Annotated in this window: 24 protein-coding genes; 14 read left to right on the forward strand and 10 right to left on the reverse strand. The window is 30.1% G+C overall.

What is annotated here, in order from left to right; all coding sequences use genetic code 11:
• Window positions 1-456 precede the first annotated feature (456 nt).
• The 5 genes from RSC72_RS09760 to RSC72_RS09780 all read left to right on the forward strand — a co-directional run bounded on the left by RSC72_RS09760 (window position 457) and on the right by RSC72_RS09780 (window position 4,558).
• The gene (locus tag RSC72_RS09760) at window positions 457-1,065 is read left to right on the forward strand and encodes a trimeric intracellular cation channel family protein (RefSeq protein ID WP_332545928.1); all 609 of its coding nucleotides are present in this window, start codon (window positions 457-459) and stop codon (window positions 1,063-1,065) included.
• A 48-nt stretch (window positions 1,066-1,113) separates the two neighbouring features.
• The gene (locus RSC72_RS09765) at window positions 1,114-1,722 is read left to right on the forward strand and encodes a trimeric intracellular cation channel family protein (protein ID WP_332545930.1); all 609 of its coding nucleotides are present in this window, start codon (window positions 1,114-1,116) and stop codon (window positions 1,720-1,722) included.
• Window positions 1,722-2,663, forward strand: coding sequence for a formimidoylglutamase (gene hutG, locus RSC72_RS09770; protein WP_332545932.1), 942 nt, complete (start codon window positions 1,722-1,724; stop codon window positions 2,661-2,663). Before RSC72_RS09765 ends, hutG begins: the two co-directional genes overlap by 1 nt.
• A 124-nt stretch (window positions 2,664-2,787) precedes the next feature.
• Window positions 2,788-3,654 carry a sigma-70 family RNA polymerase sigma factor gene (locus RSC72_RS09775; RefSeq protein ID WP_092907291.1) on the forward strand — a complete coding sequence of 289 codons (867 nt, stop codon included), beginning with the start codon at window positions 2,788-2,790 and terminating at the stop codon, window positions 3,652-3,654.
• Between the two features lie 61 nt (window positions 3,655-3,715).
• A complete protein-coding gene (locus RSC72_RS09780; protein ID WP_332545935.1) occupies window positions 3,716-4,558 on the forward strand; it encodes a hypothetical protein in 843 nt (280 codons plus the stop codon).
• Window positions 4,559-4,592: 34 nt separating this feature from the next.
• Here the strand turns inward: RSC72_RS09780 and mgtE are convergent, their stop codons facing one another.
• Window positions 4,593-5,912, reverse strand: coding sequence for a magnesium transporter (gene mgtE, locus RSC72_RS09785; RefSeq protein ID WP_332545937.1), 1,320 nt, complete (start codon window positions 5,910-5,912; stop codon window positions 4,593-4,595).
• Between the two features lie 98 nt (window positions 5,913-6,010).
• Here mgtE and RSC72_RS09790 point away from each other — a divergent pair, with 98 nt between their 5' ends.
• The 3 genes from RSC72_RS09790 to rpe all read left to right on the forward strand — a co-directional run bounded on the left by RSC72_RS09790 (window position 6,011) and on the right by rpe (window position 7,779).
• Window positions 6,011-6,397 carry a hypothetical protein gene (locus RSC72_RS09790; protein ID WP_332545939.1) on the forward strand — a complete coding sequence of 129 codons (387 nt, stop codon included), beginning with the start codon at window positions 6,011-6,013 and terminating at the stop codon, window positions 6,395-6,397.
• A 57-nt stretch (window positions 6,398-6,454) separates the two neighbouring features.
• Window positions 6,455-7,042: a hypothetical protein gene (locus RSC72_RS09795; protein WP_332545941.1), complete on the forward strand. Its 588-nt coding sequence runs from the start codon at window positions 6,455-6,457 to the stop codon at window positions 7,040-7,042.
• A gap of 89 nt (window positions 7,043-7,131) precedes the next feature.
• Window positions 7,132-7,779, forward strand: coding sequence for a ribulose-phosphate 3-epimerase (gene rpe / locus RSC72_RS09800; RefSeq protein ID WP_332545943.1), 648 nt, complete (start codon window positions 7,132-7,134; stop codon window positions 7,777-7,779).
• 54 nt (window positions 7,780-7,833) lie between these two features.
• Here the strand turns inward: rpe and RSC72_RS09805 are convergent, their stop codons facing one another.
• Window positions 7,834-8,907 carry an acyltransferase family protein gene (locus RSC72_RS09805; RefSeq protein WP_332545945.1) on the reverse strand — a complete coding sequence of 358 codons (1,074 nt, stop codon included), beginning with the start codon at window positions 8,905-8,907 and terminating at the stop codon, window positions 7,834-7,836.
• 159 nt (window positions 8,908-9,066) lie between these two features.
• Between RSC72_RS09805 and RSC72_RS09810 the strand changes: the two genes are divergently transcribed.
• From RSC72_RS09810 to RSC72_RS09820, 3 genes are all read left to right on the forward strand, one after another.
• Entirely contained in the window at window positions 9,067-9,507 is a 441-nt protein-coding gene (locus tag RSC72_RS09810; RefSeq protein WP_332566010.1) for a regulatory protein RecX, read from the forward strand.
• Window positions 9,508-9,602: 95 nt separating this feature from the next.
• A complete protein-coding gene (locus RSC72_RS09815; protein WP_332545949.1) occupies window positions 9,603-10,250 on the forward strand; it encodes a hypothetical protein in 648 nt (215 codons plus the stop codon).
• Between the two features lie 37 nt (window positions 10,251-10,287).
• A complete protein-coding gene (locus tag RSC72_RS09820; protein WP_332545951.1) occupies window positions 10,288-10,845 on the forward strand; it encodes a hypothetical protein in 558 nt (185 codons plus the stop codon).
• Between the two features lie 39 nt (window positions 10,846-10,884).
• Here RSC72_RS09820 and RSC72_RS09825 read toward each other — a convergent pair whose 3' ends face one another.
• The 7 genes from RSC72_RS09825 to RSC72_RS09855 form a co-directional block, all read right to left on the reverse strand.
• Window positions 10,885-11,517, reverse strand: coding sequence for a CatA-like O-acetyltransferase (locus RSC72_RS09825; RefSeq protein ID WP_332545953.1), 633 nt, complete (start codon window positions 11,515-11,517; stop codon window positions 10,885-10,887).
• Window positions 11,518-11,540: 23 nt separating this feature from the next.
• A complete protein-coding gene (locus tag RSC72_RS09830) occupies window positions 11,541-12,431 on the reverse strand; it encodes a DMT family transporter (RefSeq protein ID WP_332545954.1) in 891 nt (296 codons plus the stop codon).
• A gap of 118 nt (window positions 12,432-12,549) precedes the next feature.
• Window positions 12,550-14,088 carry a serine hydrolase gene (locus tag RSC72_RS09835; RefSeq protein WP_332545956.1) on the reverse strand — a complete coding sequence of 513 codons (1,539 nt, stop codon included), beginning with the start codon at window positions 14,086-14,088 and terminating at the stop codon, window positions 12,550-12,552.
• A gap of 50 nt (window positions 14,089-14,138) precedes the next feature.
• Window positions 14,139-14,477, reverse strand: coding sequence for a DUF4260 domain-containing protein (locus tag RSC72_RS09840; RefSeq protein WP_332545958.1), 339 nt, complete (start codon window positions 14,475-14,477; stop codon window positions 14,139-14,141).
• 94 nt (window positions 14,478-14,571) lie between these two features.
• Window positions 14,572-16,368 (reverse strand): translation elongation factor 4, encoded by a 1,797-nt coding sequence (lepA, locus tag RSC72_RS09845; protein WP_332578485.1) that lies wholly within the window; start codon window positions 16,366-16,368, stop codon window positions 14,572-14,574.
• A gap of 172 nt (window positions 16,369-16,540) precedes the next feature.
• Window positions 16,541-16,960, reverse strand: a complete 420-nt coding sequence (locus tag RSC72_RS09850; RefSeq protein WP_332545612.1) for a hypothetical protein — start codon at window positions 16,958-16,960, stop codon at window positions 16,541-16,543.
• 42 nt (window positions 16,961-17,002) lie between these two features.
• Window positions 17,003-18,859, reverse strand: a complete 1,857-nt coding sequence (locus RSC72_RS09855; protein WP_332545613.1) for a helix-turn-helix transcriptional regulator — start codon at window positions 18,857-18,859, stop codon at window positions 17,003-17,005.
• A gap of 227 nt (window positions 18,860-19,086) precedes the next feature.
• On the opposite strand from RSC72_RS09855, the gene RSC72_RS09860 reads away from it, so the two are divergent.
• A complete protein-coding gene (locus RSC72_RS09860) occupies window positions 19,087-19,407 on the forward strand; it encodes a DUF4870 domain-containing protein (protein ID WP_332545614.1) in 321 nt (106 codons plus the stop codon).
• Between the two features lie 272 nt (window positions 19,408-19,679).
• Here the strand turns inward: RSC72_RS09860 and RSC72_RS09865 are convergent, their stop codons facing one another.
• A complete protein-coding gene (locus RSC72_RS09865; protein WP_332545615.1) occupies window positions 19,680-19,901 on the reverse strand; it encodes a hypothetical protein in 222 nt (73 codons plus the stop codon).
• A gap of 130 nt (window positions 19,902-20,031) precedes the next feature.
• On the opposite strand from RSC72_RS09865, the gene RSC72_RS09870 reads away from it, so the two are divergent.
• Window positions 20,032-21,423: an RtcB family protein gene (locus RSC72_RS09870; protein ID WP_332545616.1), complete on the forward strand. Its 1,392-nt coding sequence runs from the start codon at window positions 20,032-20,034 to the stop codon at window positions 21,421-21,423.
• Between the two features lie 7 nt (window positions 21,424-21,430).
• A complete protein-coding gene (gene prfH / locus RSC72_RS09875) occupies window positions 21,431-22,054 on the forward strand; it encodes a peptide chain release factor H (protein ID WP_332545617.1) in 624 nt (207 codons plus the stop codon).
• Window positions 22,055-22,076: the final 22 nt, after the last annotated feature.

The following is a 22,076-nucleotide window of genomic DNA, read 5'->3' on the forward strand; positions in this document are numbered from 1 at the left end:
GGTCGTCGCCAGTTTTTATAAAAAGTCTCAAGATTTAGTTCTTGAGACTTTTTTGTGTTTAAGAAAGTTCGAAAATAGAGGTTAGGAATTAGTAACTAGAAGTTAGAAAGGAACACTTAAAAGATAGAACTGAATACTTATACCTTGAATATAAGATGCGATGCTAAAACGAGTTCAGCAGGACAAATTGGGTTTATACTTAGAACTTAAAATAATAATATAAAACTTATAACTTACGGCTTAGAGCTTAGAACTGAGTTTGCGTTAGGGATAGCAGCGGAAATCCTTTTGTGGATATCTGAATGTTATTATTGTACCCAAATCTTCTTCCACAAAAGATTGGAGTGAATAGCCCGACCGAAGGGAACGCCCAAAATGAAATATTTAAATTGTTTATTCATTTTTAATTGTTTATTTTGTAGTGATTTTATAATTATTCATAATAAATTATTTTTGATGGAGATTCAGTATTTCTTCGAATTGTTCGGTACTCTATTTTTTGGTATTTCTGGTGCTTTAGCTGCAGATGAAAAATCTGGAAATGATTGGTTTGGTGTAACTTTTATTGCTTTTCTTACTTCGATAGGAGGTGGTACAATTCGTGATATTCTATTATCAGCAGATATTATGTGGATAAAAGATGTTAATTTAATTTATGCGGTAACAATTGGTGTTATTTTAGCTGCAATTTTCTACACACCTTTACTTAGATTACGCAAAACATTTATGCTTTTTGATACTTTAGGGATTGCTTTATTTACGATTGTTGGATTAGAAAAAGCACTAAGATTGGGAATTGATCCTGTTATAGCTCCTATTATGGGAATGTTTACAGCCGTTTTTGGATCTGTAATTCGTGATATGATGTTAAATGAAGTTCCAATTATTTTCAAAAAAGAGATTTATGCATTTGCTTGTCTTTGTGGTGCAATAATTTATATGATTTTGTGGAATTTAGATGTTAGTCGAAATATTAATTTCTTTGTTTCTGGAGGTGCTATAGTTATAATACGTTTGTGTGCGGTGAAGTATAACTTATCGTTACCAAAGTTTAAAAGCCATTAAAAAAGCTTTTAGTATCTTTGCCGACTTATTTATAATTTCTTCTTCAAGATGGATATTCAATATATTTTCGAGTTAATTGGTACAGTAGTTTTTGCTATTTCTGGTGCTTTGGCGGCAGATGAACGACAAAAACATGATTGGTTTGGAATTACATGTTTTGCTTTTATCACGGCGATTGGTGGTGGTACTTTGCGCGATTTATTTCTGAACAGTTATCCATTGGTTTGGATTGCAGATATGAATGTTATTTACGCCGTTTTTGTAGGAATTCTTTTGGCTGGATTATTTTATAAATATTTTTCTAAATTGCGCACAACGCTCATGTTATTTGATACGCTTGGAATTGCATTATTTACAATAGTAGGTTTAGAAAAGGCACATTCTTTGGGTGCAAACGATTTTATTTCGGTAATGATGGGAATGTTTACTGCAGTAATGGGAGGCGTATTACGAGATATTTTAATTAATAAAACACCAACTATTTTTGTTGAAGAAATTTATGCTACAGCATGTATTGCAGGTGGAATTGTTTATTTGGTTTTGGATAGTTTTGGTGTCGATAGAAATATAAATTTTATTGTTTCAGGTGCGATGATAGCAATCATTCGAATTATTACGGTTAAATTTAATTTATCATTGCCAAAATTTTATAAATAATGAAAAAAACACCTTTTAATAAAGATCTTTGGACGGGAAGAATTGATTCTGAAGATGGAGATTTAGGATTAAGAATTCATCAAGTAATCAACGATTATTCAACATTTGAAACTTCATCAATAGAACCAAAAGTATTTTTAGGATTTTGTTCTGAAGAAGGTGTAGAACGCAATAAAGGAAGAATTGGAGCAAAAGATGCACCAGATATTATTCGTAAAAGTTTAGCAAATTTACCTGTTCATTTCGAATCAAATAATTCTATTTTTGATGCCGGTAATATATATTGTGACAATCATAATTTAGAAGAAGCAAGAGAAGAACAAATACATCAAGTAGATTCTGTTTTAAGGCAAAATCATTTTCCAATTGTAATTGGAGGTGGACACGAAACTGCTTTGGGTAATTTTTTGGCTTTTGCAAAAAATTACAAAAAAATAGCAATCATTAATCTTGATGCACATTTTGATTTGCGTCAACCAACACCTATTTCTACATCTGGAACACCTTTTTACGAAATGGCAAAGTATTGTGAAGAAAATAAGTTGACGTTTAATTATATGCCAATTGGTATTCAAGAATTAGGAAATACGACAGCTTTATTTGCTCGTGCAGAAAAGTTGAACGTAAATTTTATTCTGGCAGATGAAATTCATTTCAATCTAAATCTAACTTTAGATAAAATTAGAGAATATATCGCACAATTTGATGCAATTTATGTTTCCTTGGATATGGATGTTTTTGATGCAGCATATGCGCCAGGTGTAAGTGCGACAACAATTAATGGATTATCGCCTTTTCAAGTTAAATATATTTTGAAGGTTTTGATGAACTCAAATAAAGTAAAACTTTTTGATTTAGTGGAGTATAATCCCCAGTTTGATGTTGATAACTCGACCTCAAAATTGGCTGCTCAAATGATTTACGAAATTTTAAGACGTTAATTCTGAAATATTTTACAATATTTTGTAACCTTTTCTAGTTATCTGCGTATACATATATAGAGGTGTTAATAATTCACCAAAAGAAATCGATATTAATCATATTAAATAAGAGGGTTTTAGTTAAATGAGACAGCTTAAAATTACAAAGCAGGTAACAAATCGTGAAACTGCGTCATTAGATAAATATTTACAAGAAATTGGTAAAGTAGATTTAATTACTGCAGAGGAAGAAGTTGAGTTAGCTCAACGCATAAAAGCAGGAGATCGTGTTGCCTTAGAGAAATTAACAAAAGCAAACTTACGTTTCGTAGTTTCTGTTGCGAAACAATATCAAAATCAAGGATTAAGTTTACCAGATTTAATTAATGAAGGAAATTTAGGTTTGATAAAAGCTGCACAACGTTTTGATGAAACACGTGGTTTCAAATTCATTTCGTATGCTGTTTGGTGGATTCGTCAATCTATTTTACAAGCATTAGCAGAACAATCTCGTATTGTACGTTTACCATTAAACAAAATTGGATCTATCAATAAAATTAATAAAGCATACGCTTTATTAGAGCAAGAACACGAACGTGCTCCATCTGCAGAAGAAATTTCTGAAGTATTGGATATGTCTGAAGGTGATGTAAAAGAGTCGATGAAAAACTCTGGTCGTCACGTATCTATGGACGCGCCGTTGGTAGAAGGAGAAGATTCTAACTTATATGATGTATTAAACATCGGAGAATCTCCATCACCAGATATGCAATTGATGATAGAATCTTTACGTGTAGAGATTGAGCGTGCATTGCAAACATTAACGCCTCGTGAAGCAGATTTAATTCGTTTATATTTTGGATTGAATGGTGAACACCCAATGACGTTAGAAGAAATTGGAGAAACGTTTGACTTAACAAGAGAACGTGTTCGTCAAATTAAAGAAAAAGCAATTCGCCGTTTAAAACATACATCGAGATCAAAAATCTTGAAAACATATATCGGACGATAAAAAATATAAATCCAGCCAATTGGCTGGATTTTTTTTATAAAATTTAAATTATCAGATTACTATGAATAAAATTATTTACGCTACATTATTCACATTCATTTTTTCATTTTTTTCATTTGGTCAAAATAAAGTTGATCAAAATTTAGTTGGATTCTGGAAATCTACTATATATCCAACTAAGAATGATCCTGTAAAAGGAAATTCTTTTGTTGATAGGAAAGCGGATGGTACTTTTACATTGTATTTAGAATTAATTTATAAGAATGATTCTATCTATACAAAGGAAACCGGACACTGGAGTACTGATAACGGCATATACACAGAAATAGGAGAAGAATATAATGATGAATATACTTACAAGATTATTCAAAATCAAATCGATTTTAAAGTAAGAAAAAACAAACTTCCATTAGGTTTTAGGTCAGAAAAATTCTTAGAAGAAAAAACAACAGATCAATCAAATTATTATGAAGATCGTTATTCAATTTTTAAAGTAAAAACATTACAAAAAATGTTGGATATGAATGATAAAATGAATGGCTTTTCATACGATCCCTCTGATGGTATTCAAGACAGTAGATTAGTAGGTGTTTGGGTTGGTTCGGAAAAGGATAATCAAGAAGAAGGATTGTCTAAAGAATGGACAATGACAAGAAATGCTGATGGAACATTTCTTTTAGATTTTAAAACTAAAATGAAAGGAGGAAAAACAAATCGTTTTACAGAAAAAGGAAAATGGTGGGTAAAAGATAATAAGTTTTACGAATATCATGAAGAGTCTGATATGACAGATGTTTATACTTTTGAAGTATTGAATATTAATCAAATAAAATTTAAAGTTTTCGAAATGTCATTTGATCAAAATAATAATGAATATGAGTTTATAGATAATCGAAAAAAATAAAAAAATCCAGTTTCTAAGAAACTGGATTTTTTTGTTATAATAATTTTCCACTAAGTAAAGTTGCGGCGATAGAAAAATAAATGATTAATCCAGAAACATCTACCAAAGTTGCGACAAATGGAGATGAAGCTGTGGCAGGATCAAATCCTATTTTTCGAAGAATAAATGGAACTAATGAGCCAGAAAGTGTTCCCCACAAAACAATTGCTATTAAGGATAATGCAACTGTAAAAGCAATGTAAATCCAATATTCACCATAATCATAAATACCAGATTTTTGCCAAATTGCAATTCGAATAAATCCTACAAAACCTAAAATTCCTCCAAGAATCAAGCCCGAAGTAAATTCTTTTTTCATTACATACCACCAATCTTTTAGCTTTAATTCTCCCAAAGCCATTGCACGAATAATTAACGATGCGGCTTGTGAACCAGAATTTCCTCCACTCGAAATAATCAGCGGAACAAATAATGCTAAGACAACAGCTTTTGCAATTTCTTCGTCATAATAACTCATTGCGGAAGCAGTAAACATTTCGCCAACAAAAAGAATAACCAACCAACCTGCACGTTTTTTTATTAATTCGGCAATAGGCGTTTTGGTATACGAAACATCTAATTCTTCCATACCTCCAAATTTCTGAATATCTTCTGTATCACGCATTTTCATTCGGTCAAGAATATCATCAAAGGTTACAATACCAACCAAAATTCCATTTACGGTTACAATAGGAATAGTAAAACGATCATATTTTTCAAAAACTTCAAAAGCATTTTCTATTTGGGTTGTTGTTGTTAGAGAAACAAAATTATTATCCATTAATTCTGATACTTTTGTTTCGTCATCAGCCAATAATATTTCCCCGATTTTAAGATCATCTATCAATCTATTTTGATCATCAACAATAAAAATATAATTTAGGGTTTCAGCCTTTTTACCATATTTTTTGATGTGCGCCAAAACTTGTTTTACGGTATAATATTCTTTGACTTGTATATAATTTGGCGTCATCAGACGAGCAATAGAATCTTCTTTGTATCCAATCAAATTCAGTGCAATTAGGCGTTCTTCGGGATTAAGAAGATTAATAGAATGCTTAATTAATTCGTCAGGAAAATTCTCAAAAAGTTCTGTTCTATCATCAGGATCAAGATTATTTAAGACATCAGCCAAATCTTTGTCGGTTAAACTTTTAACGATTTCTTGTTGTATATCAGAATCAAAATAAGAGAAAACATCTACTTTTTCATCATTAGAAAGCATATAAAATGCAATATTTCTACTTTTTATGTCTAATCCAGCTAATTGTTCTGCGACATCAGCAGGATGTTGATTAAGCATATTATTTTCCATAATTTTGTAGTTTTATCCCATAAGCAAAGTAAACTCTTTTCGGATGAAGAATTAAATAATTTAAAGATTTTAAAGAAACTTTAATTTAGTTTTAATGTATGAATGAAGGCGAAGATATAGGAATTATAGAATTTATAAAATCAACAGAAGTTGATGTACGATTTGTTGGTGTTTGGTCTGGGACAGATCACGGGAAATTTTTTAAAGGCGAAACAAATAGTTGGATTGTAACGAGAAAAATAGATGGAACGTTAACGGTTAATTTTAAAACAATATATACCGATGATCGAATAACATATGCTGAGGACAAAGGGTTTTGGTGTGTAAAAGGTGAGGATTATTTTGAGTATAGAGAATCTGATGAAAAAGCAGATCATTATACGTTTTTGTTTATGTCGAAGGATTCTATTCATTTTATTATCAATGAAGATAAAACAGACGAAGAACCTTATAATTTTATTGATAATAAGGTATTTTTGGATTAATATTTTTTTTGTTGAATATTCAGAAAATATTATATTCGTGTCGATTAATACAAAAATATGAAAAAACTACTTTTTACTTTTCTATTGTCCTCTTCTTTGTTCGCACAAGAAAAAGCAACAGATTTATTTAATGCAAATATCAGTGTTATTGGTATAGGAATCCAGTATGAAAAAGCACTTTCGGATAATTTTACGGCAGTTGGTTCTTTAGACTACGCTGGAGGTTTTTCTTATAGTAATAATGATTTTAGTGGAAGTGATTTTGATTATATTCTAACAACAAGTTTATCCTTAGAAGGACGTTATTATTACAATTTTGACCGAAGAATTGGTAAAGGAAGAAATACGAAAAACAATTCAGGAAATTATATCGCACTAAAAGGAAATTTTATTCCAGATTGGCTTACAGCATCTAATGGAGATCGTTTAAATGTAAATCCACAAGGTTCTTTAACTGTAAATTATGGATTGAAGCGTTCTTTTGCTCAAAATTTCTTTTACGAGTTTTATACAGGATTAGGTTTAGCTTTTTATCAAGAAGATAAATTAAATTGGGATAATGAACTTCAAAATTATAATTCCTCTAAAAAAACCGAGATCGGAACTACAATAGATTTAGGCTTTCGAGTTGGTTATAATTTCTAACTAAAAATATTTTCAATCGCTGACTTTTCAGCGATTTTTTTATTCCTTACCTTTGCACGACAAAACAAATACAAACAAACAATTTAATTATGCCAATAGTAGCACCTTCAATTTTAGCCGCAGATTTCGGTAATTTAGCAAAAGACATCGAAATGGTCAATAATTCGCAAGCAGAATGGTTTCATTTAGACGTTATGGACGGCGTTTTTGTTCCGAATATCTCTTACGGAATGCCAATTATCGAGAAAATAAATTTGTTAACAGACAAAGTTCTTGACGTACACCTGATGATTGTTGATCCAGATCGTTATATCACGGCTTTCAAAGAAGTTGGTGCAGATATTTTGACAGTTCATTATGAGGCGTGTACACATCTTCATCGTACAATACAAGCAATAAAAGCAGAAGGTATGAAAGCTGGTGTAGCGTTAAATCCACATACACCTGTTTCGGTTTTAGAAGATGTAATAAATGATTTAGATTTAGTTTTAATCATGAGTGTAAATCCAGGTTTTGGAGGTCAAAAATTTATCGAAAATACATACAATAAAGTATCAAAATTAAAGAAAATGATAACGGAAGCTGGCGCAAATGTTATCATCGAAATTGATGGAGGAGTTGGTGTACAAAACGCTTCGAAATTAGTAGAAGCTGGTGCAGATGCTATTGTTGCAGGTTCGGCAGTTTTTAATGCAGAAAATCCTACAGCTTATATCGCAGAATTAAAGAAGGCTTAGAAGAAAAATTATAATAAAACAAAAACGACTGAATCTTAGGATTCAGTCGTTTTTTTATTTTTGAGAAAATAATATTTTTTTGATGAAATTAGAAATTGGTCTTTCTAAATATTTATAACTAAACAATCCGAATAGAAGTACTGCAATAATCATTATAAAATAAATGACATAAGATTGTTTTCCAACATATTGAGTATACATTTCTATAATACCCAATCCTAAATAGCTGTGAATAAGATAAATAGAATATGAACTGACACCTATTTTTGTAAGAATAGGATTTGTAAGAAAATGTAAAAGATGTGGTTTATAAATAAAAGTAAAATATACTAATAAAGTAAATACAGTTAAACACGTAAAGCCAATATCAAGTTTATCTTGTATAATCAATAAAATAGCACAAATTATGATGTAAACAATGTATTTTTTATCCGCTTTGTTATTGTATAATTTGTATAAAAACATTCCGATAATAAACCAAAAACATTCTCGGAAAAGCACTAAACATCTTCCTATTAATTTCAAATAATCTAAAGTTGACTCACCAATATATGGTTGTAAAAATTTATGAGAAATACCACTGCTTAACAGTGTATATACAGGAAATCCAATAGCACAAATGAGTATGAAATTTCTAATATAGGTTTGTTTATTCTTGAAATATAAAAACCCTATGAGAAGATAAAAACAAACTTCTGCCCAGAGACTCCAGTAAGAACCATCTAAATAATAATACTTGATATATCCAGAAGGTAAATTAAAAACATGTGGATCTATAAATGTATTAGCGATAAGTAAATTAGCAAATGATTTTGAATTTGTAAATCCTTCTCCTGTATAAATAAATTTAAAAAAACTGAATGTAATTATTGAACAAATCAACATTGCAGGCGCTAATCTGATGTATCTTTTTTTCAAGAAATCTGAATAACTTTTTGTTGCGCCTAAGGAATATAGAATTACAAAACCAGAAATTATAAAGAAAAAAGGAACACCAAAATAACCATAATTTCTTACAAATTCTAAAAACTGATTTCCATGTAAATCATAGTTATGCAAGTAATGCCCAATCATAACAATAAGAATTGCAAAAACGCGCAATCCGTCGAGGATAGAAATTCTATTCATCAAAAAGTAATATTATAGTTTATTTAAGTCGAAACAAATATATTGAATAATCCATGGGAATGAGAGTAAAGAATGAATTTTTAAAAATATCTTTGCACTATGAATTTCTCCAAAGACAACTCAAAAAAAATCTATACGATTAACGAAATAAAAGATAAAATGGCAAAATATTGTCTTTATCAAGATCGTTGTCATTGGGAAGTTGAGAAAAAACTACGCGATTTTGATCTGATTCCAGAAGCAAAAGACGAAATTATTTTCAAATTAATAGATTACGGTTTTCTGAATGAAGAACGTTTTGCACATAATTTTGTTCGTGGAAAAGTGAATCAGAAAATGTGGGGAAAAAATAGACTTCGCCAAGAATTGAAACTTCGTCAAATTGATCAGAAATTAATAGAAAAAGCCTTTAAAGAAGAAATTGATGCAGATAAATATTGGAATAATTTGTTGCATCTTACACGAAAAAAGTTCAGATTATTAGCCTCAGAACGCGAATCATTCAAGAAAATAAACAAAGTAAAAGCCTATTTAGCTTACAAAGGTTATGAATTTGATTTGATGAACGATGCCATCGAAATGGTAAAATCTGAAGAATGATTACAACTCATCCTCAAAATTCGACAATTCGGTAAAAAAGATTTAAAACTTGATTTTCTTTCGGTTAATTTTATTCTATAATTAATTAACACACAATGGAAAATTTAGTCAAAATCATTATTTATATTCACGCTTTTTTTGGAGGAATCGGTTTATTAGCCGGAACTGCAGTTATGTTTGCCAAAAAAGGAAATCAACTTCATGCCAAATTTGGGAAAATATTCTCTTTGGGAATGTTAATCAGCTCTCTACTTTCACTTATTATTTGTAGCATGCCAAATCACCACAATTCGTTTTTATTGATGATTGGTATTTTTACAATTTATATGATTTTGATGGGAAATCGTGTGCTAAATTATAAACGTAAAAACTACGAAAACAAGCTTGATAAAGTCATTTCAGGTGTTATGTTTTTAGCTTCTATCGTGATGATTATTTTCGGAATTATTCCTCTTTTTGAACAAAATGGTATCGGAGTTTTATTTCTTATTTTCGGAGTTTTAGGTGCGTTTATGGCGTACAGAGATTTTATATTCTACAAAAATACTGAACGTTTCAAGAAATGGACAAATGTACATGTCGGCAAAATGGTTGGCGCTTACATTGCTTCGGTTACAGCTTTTCTGGTTGCAGGAGCTGGTTTTGGAGGTAATTTGTATGTTTGGATTCTCCCTACAATTATCGGAACTTTTTACATCGTTTATTGGTTAAAAAAATTAAATAAAAAAGTAGTTGTGAATTGATTATCTTTAATCTAAACACAATTTATGAAATATTTATATGTTTTTTTTATTCTTAAGTTTATTTATACAATGTGAAAAGCCAATTAATAAATCTTCTAAAGGTTGGGAAAAGACAGATGAAATAAAATTAAATTTTGTTTTTAAGGATAAAGTTACAGCTAATGTTATAAGACAAGTAATAGATATTGCAGAAAAAAATGAGATTGGAATTGCTACTATTATTGTTGTTTTTACAGGAAATAGATTGTATGTTTCTCCAACTCTTGCAATAGAAGATTGTCTACTAAATCCAAGGTTTGAAGCTATTTTTAAATATAATAATCGAGATTATTACTTAGCTTTTATTCAAGATAAAGAATTATTTAAAGAGTTTGTAGAATTAAAGGATATGAAATATTATAAATTAGGTCCTCAATATACAATTTGTGATTATATAAATTATACATTTCGGTTTGATTGGAATGAAGAATATTCTAAATATCAATTATTTGCTGTTTCCAAATACGATGATATAATTCCTGAAGAGGATAGTAAATATTTTCCTTTTTGGGAAGTTGTAGAACCAGAACCTCCAGTTGAGTCTAATTCAAAATAAAAAAAACGAATTTCGAAACTCGAAATTCGTTTTACTATTTTAAAACTTCCCTAATTCTTTTTCAAATTCTTGTAAATAGTTGGCAAGATGCAAACCGTCGACAAAACCATGATTAGCTTCTACTGAAACAGGCATATACATTTTATCATTTTCTTTATATGCTTTTCCGAAAATAATACGAGGAATAGACTCTTTCGTTCCAAAGTTAGAAGGCTGTGTTAATCCTGTAAATCTCGACCAAGGAAAGGTAGAATGACGCACCAAACCAATGGTAATTTCTTCATTTTTGATGTGCAAACCAACCGAATTTTCTACGCTTGCAATTTGTTCTTGCAATTGAAGATTGAAAGTTTCAAAATCTTCTGTAAAATTCATCAAAGCAAAACCAAAAGTTCCATCTTTTCGACCAATTGTTGTACCGCAATCTAAATGTTCGTACACAAAAATTTCATCATCTTCAATACGATATTTAAACTCTTTTATACGATTTTCTGCAATCATAGAACAATGTAAATAAATCGCAAAAAAAGAAATTTTATTCGCTTTTGCAAATGCGTAAGCCTTTGTACAGTCTACTTCTGCTACAATTCCGACATACGGATTGTCCATATTTGCGAACATATTGTAATGCTCTTGTCGGTTCCAACCTTCGGGATTAAATTTCTGTTTCATTACTGCAAAGTTAAAAATAGGATTTACAATTTCTTCAATCTTTTTTGTTGATATGCGTCACCAATCACATTTAGCATTACGCCCAGAATAATCATAAAAATTCCTAAAGCTAAACTCATCGAAAAATCTTCTCCAAAAATCAATACGCTTACCGCGACTGCAACCACAGGTTCTGATGCGCCAAGAATAGAAGTGGCTGTAGAACCAATATTTTTGATGGCAAATATTAATGCAATACTCGAAATTACTGTTGTAACGAATGCGAATGTAAAAAAATTGATGGTTAATTCTAATGATGGTAAAATGAAGGATTCTTTGTGAATAATCATTTTTATTGCGTAATAAATCGTTGTAAATAAAAATGAATAAAAGCTTAATGTAAAACCTTTTATATCTCGTGCTTTCGATTTGTTGACTGTCACAATATATAATCCGTAACCTAAAGCGCTGACGAATACAATTCCTAATCCGAGTGGATTTAACTCGAATTTTCCATCTTTAAAACTTAACAAAATAACGCCAGCTAACACAAAAATAATAGCTGCAATGGTCGAAATTGTGATTCTTTCTTTGAAAAAAACAGCCATTATAATGGCGACAATTAACGGATAAACAAATAATAGAGTGGAGGCGATTCCGGCGGATAAATAATCGTAACCGAGAAATAATGCATCAGCAGATATTCCGTACAATAATCCTAAAACAACTAAAACTGGAAGTTGTTTTACATCTATTTTAAATGATTGTTTTGTGATGAATAAATACGCTCCAACAATCAATGCAGAGAAAAAGAATCGATAGAATAATGTTGTATCCATCGAAAAATTTGCTTGTTTTATAGGTAAGATAAATAATGGAATTAATCCATAAGATATGGACGAAATTAATCCATACGCGTAACCTTTGAATTTCATATAATTAAAATGATGTGACCCTGAGTTTTTTTAAGTCATCCTGAACTTGTTTCAGGATCACATATTGATTTGAATTGATGAGAAGCTGAATTTAATTCAGCTTGACAAAATTTAAAATTTATTTTCTTGTAAAGTCTAAATCGTGGAAGTCGTAACTGAAATCTGTTAACGGAGAAATGGCTTTCATTTTGAAACCTGTCATTTTTCCATCTTTCATTTCTGCATAAACAAATGCATCAGCGTGGAAATATCGGTTGTACCATTTTACAGCAAATGTATTGTCTTTGTAGAAAAATAATTCTCCTGTTAATTGTGGCGAGCGTTTCGATTCGAAAATTAATTTTCCTTTCTTTTCATAAATCTCCACATCACCAAACCAATTGTCTTTGTAAGTTCCGATTAAAGCTTTTGCATCAAATTTTATTGCTTTATTTTTTTTGTTTGCGTCTACAGTTTTCCAAACTTCTTCTGTTATAACATCAGCTTCAGCAACATTTTGTTTTAATATTTTATCATAATTTTCAACCCAATTTGTCGATTTATTACCTAAATAAAAATCTTTAATCGTATTAGAAATCGCTCTGAAAGCCAAGCCTTGCTGTTGATTAGTTAAAATAACAATTCCTAAATTTAATTGAGGATAAAACATCGTTTGTGTTACAATACCTTCTAATCCACCAGTGTGCGAAACTTCTAATTTTCCGTTCATATCCTGCAATTGCCAACCTAAACCATACGCTTTGAACAATGAATTGTAAGGCGAAGTTGTACGATTTGCTTGCAAAGTTTGAGGTGTAATCATTTCTTGCATTTGCTTCTCAGAAATGATTTGTTTTCCATTTATTTTTCCTTTGTTTAGATTAAATTGTAACCATTTTGCTAAATCATCAACATTAGAATAAAGTCCTGCCGCAGCATCAAAAATTGGGTTTTTATAACGCTCAATTACTTGTAATTTACCATCAATAGACACATGTGGGTCGATGACATCTTTGCGATCTTTCAAGACATTCCAGCTTGCAGCAGTGTGTGTCATACCTATTGGTTCTATTAATCGTTTTGTAACAAAATCTATCCAAGATTGTCCTGAAACTCTTTCTACAACAACTCCCGCAATAATATACAATAAATTATCATAGTCATATTTTGCTCTAAATCCCGAAACAGGTTTCAGATAATGTATATTGTTAATAATATCTGTTGGTGTAAAATTATTTCCATCTGGCCAAACCATCAAATCTCCTGCACCCAAGCCAAGTCCGCTACGATGAGTTAACAAATCGCGAATTGTAAATTCATTGGTTACATAATCATTATACATTTTAAATTCTGGAATATACGTGATGACTTTATCGTCCCATTTAATTTTATTTTCATCAACCAAAATAGCTAAAGCCGCTGCTGTAAAAGCTTTTGAATTAGATGCAATTCCGAAATTTGTAGAAGATTGTACTTTTTCTTTACTATTGATAGATTTTAGACCATAACCTTTGCTATGAATAATTGTTCCGTCTTTGATAACGGCTACCGAAATTCCTGGAACATCAAATGTTTTGATTGCATTTTCTGTAACTTCATCAATAGTTTGATTCGGAATATTTTGTCCAAAAGCAGTTATTGATACTAATGTAAGTGTTGTATAAAGTAAATTTTTCATGTGCTATTTATAGAATAGCTAAGGTAGAAAAGTTTAATCTAATTTTATCATTAATTGAGGTGAGTAAACTTGAAACCTTCGAAAGTTTTTAATCCAAATCCTAAAAATCGATCGAATGAAGTATGAGCTGTAAATATTAGTCCAATCATTATAAGTGTTTGATTATTTATTAAATATCCGATTATAATTAAGCTAAATGTAAGAATGTAGTTATGAACAAGATTGTAACTAATTGCTCCAATTTTATTTCCGAAAAGATAACCAATCATTAAAATATCTGGTGCGAAGAATAAGATTGCAAACCAAAACCATGAATAATCTAGTTTGTAATAGATAAAGACTATTGAAATTAAAATTCCAAGTTGTTCTAATTTTAGTAAATTTTTCATATTGTTTTTTATACAAATAAGTAGGGAATAAAAAATAATTGTTACAAAAAAAACCACTCAATTGAGTGGTTTTCATGTTTATATAAAATAAGTTCTAATCGTTTAATTTCAATACCGCTAAAAAGGCAGATTGTGGAACTTCTACACGTCCAATTTGACGCATTTTCTTTTTACCAGCTTTCTGTTTTTCTAATAATTTACGTTTACGAGAAATATCTCCACCGTAACATTTTGCAGTAACGTCTTTACGCAACGCTTTGATTGTTTCACGTGCAATAATTTTTGCACCAATTGCTGCTTGGATTGGAATATCAAATTGTTGACGAGGAATTAATTCGCGCAATTTCGCACACATTTTCTTTCCGATATTATACGCATTATCAACGTGAATTAATGCAGATAAAGCATCTACAATTTCACCGTGAATCATAATGTCTACTTTTACCAATTTCGAAGCTTTCATTCCCGAAGGTGCATAATCGAAAGATGCGTATCCTTTCGAAATTGATTTTAATCGATCATAAAAATCGAAAACAACTTCTGCCAAAGGCATATTAAAAATCATTTCTACACGATGTTGTGTTAAATAATTTTGAGATTGTAATTCTCCACGTTTCTCAATACATAATCCCATTACTGGACCTACGAATTCAGATTTTGTAATAATTGCAGCACGAATATATGGTTCTTCTACACGGTTTAATCCTGATGGATCTGGTAACTCAGAAGGGTTATGAACCGGAATCATTTTTTCTGGATCTTTTTCTAAATATGCTTCGTAAGATACGTTAGGTACTGTTGTAATTACAGTCATATTAAACTCACGCTCTAAACGTTCTTGAATAATTTCTAAATGCAACATTCCTAAGAATCCACATCGGAAACCAAAACCTAAAGCGGCAGAAGACTCAGCTTCAAAAGTTAACGAAGCATCATTAAGACGTAGTTTCTCAATAGATGTACGTAAATCTTCGTAATCTTCCGTATCTACAGGATAAATTCCCGCAAATACCATTGGTTTTACATCCTCAAAACCATCAATAGCTTCGGCAGCAGGATTATCAACTAACGTTATTGTATCACCAACTTTTACTTCAGAAGCCTCTTTAATTCCAGAAATAATGTAACCAACATCTCCGGTTTTAATAACTTTTTTCTCAACTTGGTTCAACTTTAAAGTACCAATTTCATCGGCACCATATTTTTTACCAGTTGACATAAATTTTACTTGATCTCCTTTCTTTATTTCTCCATTAATTACTTTGTAGAATGCTTCGATTCCACGGAAAGGATTATAAACAGAGTCAAAAATTAAGGCTTGTAGAGGCGCTTCAGGATCACCAACTGGTGCTGGAACTTTCTCGATGATTGTGTGTAATAATTCTAAAACACCTTCACCAGTTTTTCCACTTACACGCAAAACGTCTTCTGGTTTACAACCAATCAAATCTACAATATCATCTGTTACTTCTTCTGGATTTGCAGAAGGTAAATCGATTTTATTAAGAACTGGAATGATTTCCAAATCATTTTCTAACGCTAAATATAGGTTAGAAATGGTTTGTGCTTGTATACTTTGCGCAGCATCTACAATTAACAAAGCTCCTTCGCAAGCGGCAATGGAACGAGAAACCTCGTAAGAGAAATCTACGTGACCAGGAGTGTCAATTAAGTTTAATATATATTTTTCACCATCTTTTTCATATTCCATTTGGATGGCGTGCGATTTAATTGTGATTCCGCGTTCGCGCTCCAAATCCATATCGTCTAAAGTTTGATTTTGTAACTCACGATCAGAAATAGTGTTTGTTACTTGCAATAAACGATCGGCCAAGGTACTTTTACCATGGTCAATATGGGCGATAATACAGAAATTACGGATATTTTTCATATTCTATTTGTCGAATAGGCAAAAATAATCTTTTCCGTGCAGACTACAAGTATTTTAAAAAATATTATCGATTATATTTTAATAAATTAACGTGAATTGAAGTTAAAATAAGGAAATAAAAAAAAGTTTTATAAAATTTAGAGTAGATATCTAATTGTTTAGGAATCCTTTTTTAACCTTCATATTTAACTTTGAATGTAACTATAAAGTCTTTGTATTTATTATTTTGATAAGCTGGAATTATGTTCTTGCCTTTTTGTTCGTAGTATTTAAAAACTTTAGAGATTCTTTTTAGATAAGTTGTTGAAATTAAAGCATCACTGTCTTTAGAAAAGCTATAACTTGCTACTTTTCCATCTTTTTTAACTGTAAAATATAAAGTTAAATCATGAGCTAATTTATTTTCTTTATAAAAATCTTCACCAGAATCTTTTGTTTGATCATTTAATTCATACCATAATTTTTCAGAAAAACATTTGCTTAACTCTTCATTCGTTTTGTATTTATTACAACCAGGAAATACTGGATATTTAATAGATTCTTGTGCAAAACAAAAAGTTGATAAGGTAATTAATAGAAAAAGGTTCTTCATTTTTTGAATTTAATTTCTAAAAGTAATAAAACAATAATTGTTTTAAGCAATTATTTGATGGAAAAAAGTATACAATTCATCCTCTTTTTTCAAATCAAATTTTTGTTTTAGTCGATATTTAGTCATTCTCACACTTTTTGGTTCTACATTAAGTATTGTTGCAATCTGCTTTGTGTCCATGCCAAGATAGATGTACGAACAATATTTGAGATCGAGTGGAGTTAATTTTTGTTTTGAATGTTCAGAAAGATTCTTGAAAAAATTGGGATGTGTTTCTTGAATAATAAATTGCGTTTTCTCAAAATTATTATCCATCAAAGATTCTTCTTTCAAGATTTGTTTAAGATTAATAGGAGAATCTGTTGATATTTTTTCTTTCAACGATTGTAAAACTTGATTTTTATGGTCTAAATGTAATTGACTTGCCAACATTTCGTCTTGCAATTTTTGTTGTTGTAAAGTCATTAATTCTTGTTCAGCTTGTAAACGCGCTTGTTCTTCTTCTTTAAATTTCAGCTCTATTGCAGTTTCTTTTTTCTCGGCATTCAATTGTTTTTCTCGGCCAACTGAATAACGAAGTTTGAAATGATATGATCTAAACATAAAAAATGTACCAACAAAACCAATAATTCCTAAAAAAATGTATAAAATTCGTTCTTTTTTGATGTTTTCTGCTTTTTCTGTTAATGATTTTAATTCCAAATCTTTTTCTTTTCCTTGAAATTGCGCTTCCAATTTTTTCGAAGTTTCCGCTTGTCCTTGGTCGTATAATAAATTAGAATATTCGGTTACTTTTTTCTGAAATTCAAATGCTTGTTGAAAGTTTTGTTTTCTGTCATATAAATTCGCCAATTCCGTTGCTATACTTATCAAAGCGTAATAATCTTTTTTATTTTGAGTTAATAAAATATCATTAGCATCTAACAAATATTTTTCTGCAACATCTAAATTATTTTCTTCAATAGCCAACTTACTCAATATCCCTAAAGCGCCTGAAGATACATTTTGAGCATTCGGAATATTCTTAGATAATTCTATTATTTTGAAACAATTTTGCTTCATTTCTTCTTTGATTTGAGAAGATTGTACAGAAAAATTTGCTTGATAATCTGTCAAATTCAATAAAGCAATCGCGTAATTATATTTACTTACTTGATTAGGATATTTTTGACTAATTTCTACTGCTTTTTTACTTGTTGCAATTAAAATTTCTAAATCTTTCGGGCTTTTACTTTCTAAATATTTTAACGATTCTGCAACACCCAAATTTGCATAAGCGGTAACCAATAAATTTTTGTCACCAGAAGCTTCGGCGAATTTTAACGATTTTTGAGCATATAAAATAGAATTTTTTGCATCATTCCAATTCGCATGAATCCCGTATAAAAAATAATTTGCTTTAGATTTTAACGTAAACTCTTCTGGTGTTTTTTCTAATTCTGGTAGAAAACTCTGAATTGTTTTTAATGCTTTTTCATATTCATTCAAGTTGAAATAATGATAAGCCTGCAAATATTGGACATAGCTATTCACAATCGGATCCTTATTTTCTATCGTCAATGCATAAAGTTGGTCTAAAATACTTTGAGCTTCATTATACATTTGCTGATTTTCATAAATAATACCTTTTTGTACAGTAGCTTTTACCAATTCTAACGTATTATTTTCTTTTTTTGCAAGTGCTATTTGTTTGTCAATATAACTATTAGCGTCTTTGTATTGGTCGGAAGTTCTACTAATTTCTGAAAGTTGATTATACAACGAAAATTTAGCTTTAGTGGATAAATTAGTATTATTCAATTCATTTTTTAAACTATCAACATACGTGTTTTGACTCCAACAAATTTGTGCAATTGTTAAGTTTATAAAGCATAATATAAGTTTTAGGATGTATTTCATCTGGTAAAAATCGGGTGTAAATATTAGATTTTAATTATTTTAGACAATAAATCATATAAAAATAATCTTATTTAATGAATTGACAATGTGTTTGTTGGTTAATTCTGTAGTTGTTTTGTAGTCATTCTTGTTTTTTGTAGTAGTTACCATGTAGTTTTGGTTTTTTTTAATTGAGATTTTAATTCTCCAATTTTGTTTAACAATTAAACCAATTAAAAACAAAAAATATGGACAACAAGATATTATCAATTGTATCGTACATCTCTATCGTCGGATGGATAATCGCTTATTTTGTAGGAAAAGATAAGGCAGATGATTTATTAAAATATCATTTAAAGCAAGGTTTCGGATTATTTATTTTCTCTTTTATTTGGGGAATACTTATAAGTATTTTGGCAGGTGTAACAGGAATTGGTATGATTAGAATTTTAGGTTTAGTTAACTTGATTTTAATGATAATCGGAATTATAAATGCTGCAAATAATGTTAAAAAACCATTACCAATTATTGGAAAAATGTTTGAAAATAATTTTGGATTTATTGGTTAATCATTTAATTTTTAAAATAGAAACATTTACTAAATATAATTTGATTCTTGTTTTTAATAAATTAATTTCAAAGTTTTCAACAAAAGTATTAATGGAAAGAGATTGTAAATTACAATCTCTTTTTTTGTTATTAATAATTACTATAAATCTATAATTAAACCTATATATAAATTTATTTTTGATTAATTATTTGGAAATGTGAATATTATTTATATAAATTTGCACTGACAAAAATCATAAAGTTTAACCTTTAATAACGAAGAATAAAATGTTCAATTCAAGTACATATCAAAATTCAACTGTTGCAAACGCTTTTGCAATGGATATTCTTCGCGCATTTCTTTCGTAAATAAATTACTTTTTATATCAGAAGCCCGAAGTTTAGATTTCGGGCTTTTTTGTTTTCTATTCTTATTATTTTTAGAATAATTTTCATAAAAATCTTTCGAAATCACTTTCAGTTCATCCAGAACTGATTTGTTTAGTTCAATCAATTTATAAAATTACAACCTCTATTAAAACCACCTTTTACAAAAGGAAAGGTTTTAATGAAATTATTTCAGCAACAAATATTGCTGAAAGACTGATATAGAAACAATATCAGTTATCTAAAAGAAATAAATAATGGGAAATAAATTATCTGGGAAAGACTTTATAAAATTAGGTTTTCCACAAAATAATTCGATTAATATTGTTTTAGGACAAATACAACGTTATCGAAAAAAAGAAAAAAAACAAACAATTCTAAATGAGGCAAAAGAAGTTTTACTTCAGCCAGAAAAATATATTGGAGACGGAATTTGGGGTAAAGTTGCCGAAGGTTTGATAAAACCTGTTGAAGTTCGTTTGCAAGAGTTGAAAAATACACGTTCACCGTTTTCTATTTTTGGAGAAAATGAGATTGATGAACAGGCTAAATTTCAATTGTACGATTCCTTAAAGTTACCAATCGCGGTAAAAGGAGCTTTAATGCCTGATGCGCATTCTGGTTATGGTTTGCCTATTGGTGGTGTTTTAGCAACCGATAATGCGGTAATTCCGTACGGTGTTGGTGTTGATATTGGGTGTAGAATGAGCTTGTCTGTGTTTGATTTACCTGCCAATTTTTTGAAAGGAAAATCACATCAATTACTTTCAATTCTAAAAGAGCAAACCAAATTTGGAATGAATGAAACGCATAAAGTAAAAGCAGATCATCAGATTTTTGAAGATGATTTGTTTAATGAAATTCCAATCCTAAAAAGTTTGAAAACTAAAGCTTATCAACAATTAGGAACTTCGGGTGGAGGAAATCATTTTGTAGAGTTTGGAATAGTGAAATTAAATGAAGTAAAACCTGAATGGAACCTTATTCCAGGTGAATACATCGCTGTTTTATCGCATAGTGGCTCGCGTGGTTTGGGTGCAAATATTGCTAAACATTATACATATTTGGCATCAAAACAATGTCCTTTACCTAAACAAGTACAACATTTGGCTTGGTTGGATTTGAATACACATGATGGACAAGAATATTGGGCTGCAATGAATTTGGCGGGTGAATATGCAAAAGCTTGCCATGATGATATTCATCGAAGAATTGCAAAAGCTTTGGGAAAAAGAATTGTTTTTAATATCGAAAATCACCACAATTTTGCTTGGAAAGAAATGGTTGATGGTATAGAGCGAATTGTACATAGAAAAGGCGCAACTCCTGCGGGAAAAGGTGTTCTAGGAATTATTCCGGGATCTATGACTGCCGACGGTTATATTGTAGAAGGTTTAGGAAATGAATTGAGTATTAATTCTGCTTCGCACGGTGCTGGTAGAAAGTTTTCTAGAGCAAAATGTAAATCTACAATAACCAAAAGTATGCTGAATTCTCAAATAAAAGATGCAGGAATTGAGTTGATTGGAGGAAGTGTAGATGAGGCGCCGTTTGCGTATAAAAATATAAAAACGGTAATGAATTTACAAACAGAATTGGTGAAGGTTTTAGGAACTTTTACACCAAAAATTGTACGAATGGATAAATAAGAAGAAGATGAAAAAAATAATACAAATCACTTCAGGTCGAGGTCCAGCAGAATGTAATTTTGTGGTAACAAATGTTTTTAAACGTTTTCAGAAATATTGTGAAGACAATCAGATAAAAATTGATGTTATAGAAAGAGAATTAGATAAAGATTTTAATCAGCTTGCTTCGATAATTCTTGAGGTAGAAAGTAATGATTTAAACTTTTTTCTGGAAACTTGGTTAGGGACAATTTTATGGATTGGGAAAAGTCCGTATCGTAAATTTCATCAACGTAAAAATTGGTTTATTGGTTGTTTTGAATTGGAAATACCAATTGCAACAAAAATAAATCCGAAAGAAATTTCTTATCAAACAATGAGAAGTTCAGGAAATGGAGGTCAAAATGTAAATAAGGTTAATTCTGCAGTTCGTGCAACACATATTCCGACTGGTTTAACAGTTGTTTCGATGGATTCTCGTTCGCAATTGCAAAATAAAAAGCTGGCAACAGCCCGATTATTTTTGAAATTACAAGAAAATGAAAATCAAAAAATTAAAAATCTTGTGCAAGAAAAATGGAATAATCAAAGTACAATTGCAAGAGGAAATCCAGTAAAAACCTTTAAAGGAGAAAAATTTGAAGAAGTGTAATAAGAAAGGTTGCCAATTTTGG

This window comes from Algoriella sp., assembly GCF_036647415.1.
In the GTDB taxonomy this organism is placed as follows: Bacteria; Bacteroidota; Bacteroidia; order Flavobacteriales; family Weeksellaceae; genus Empedobacter.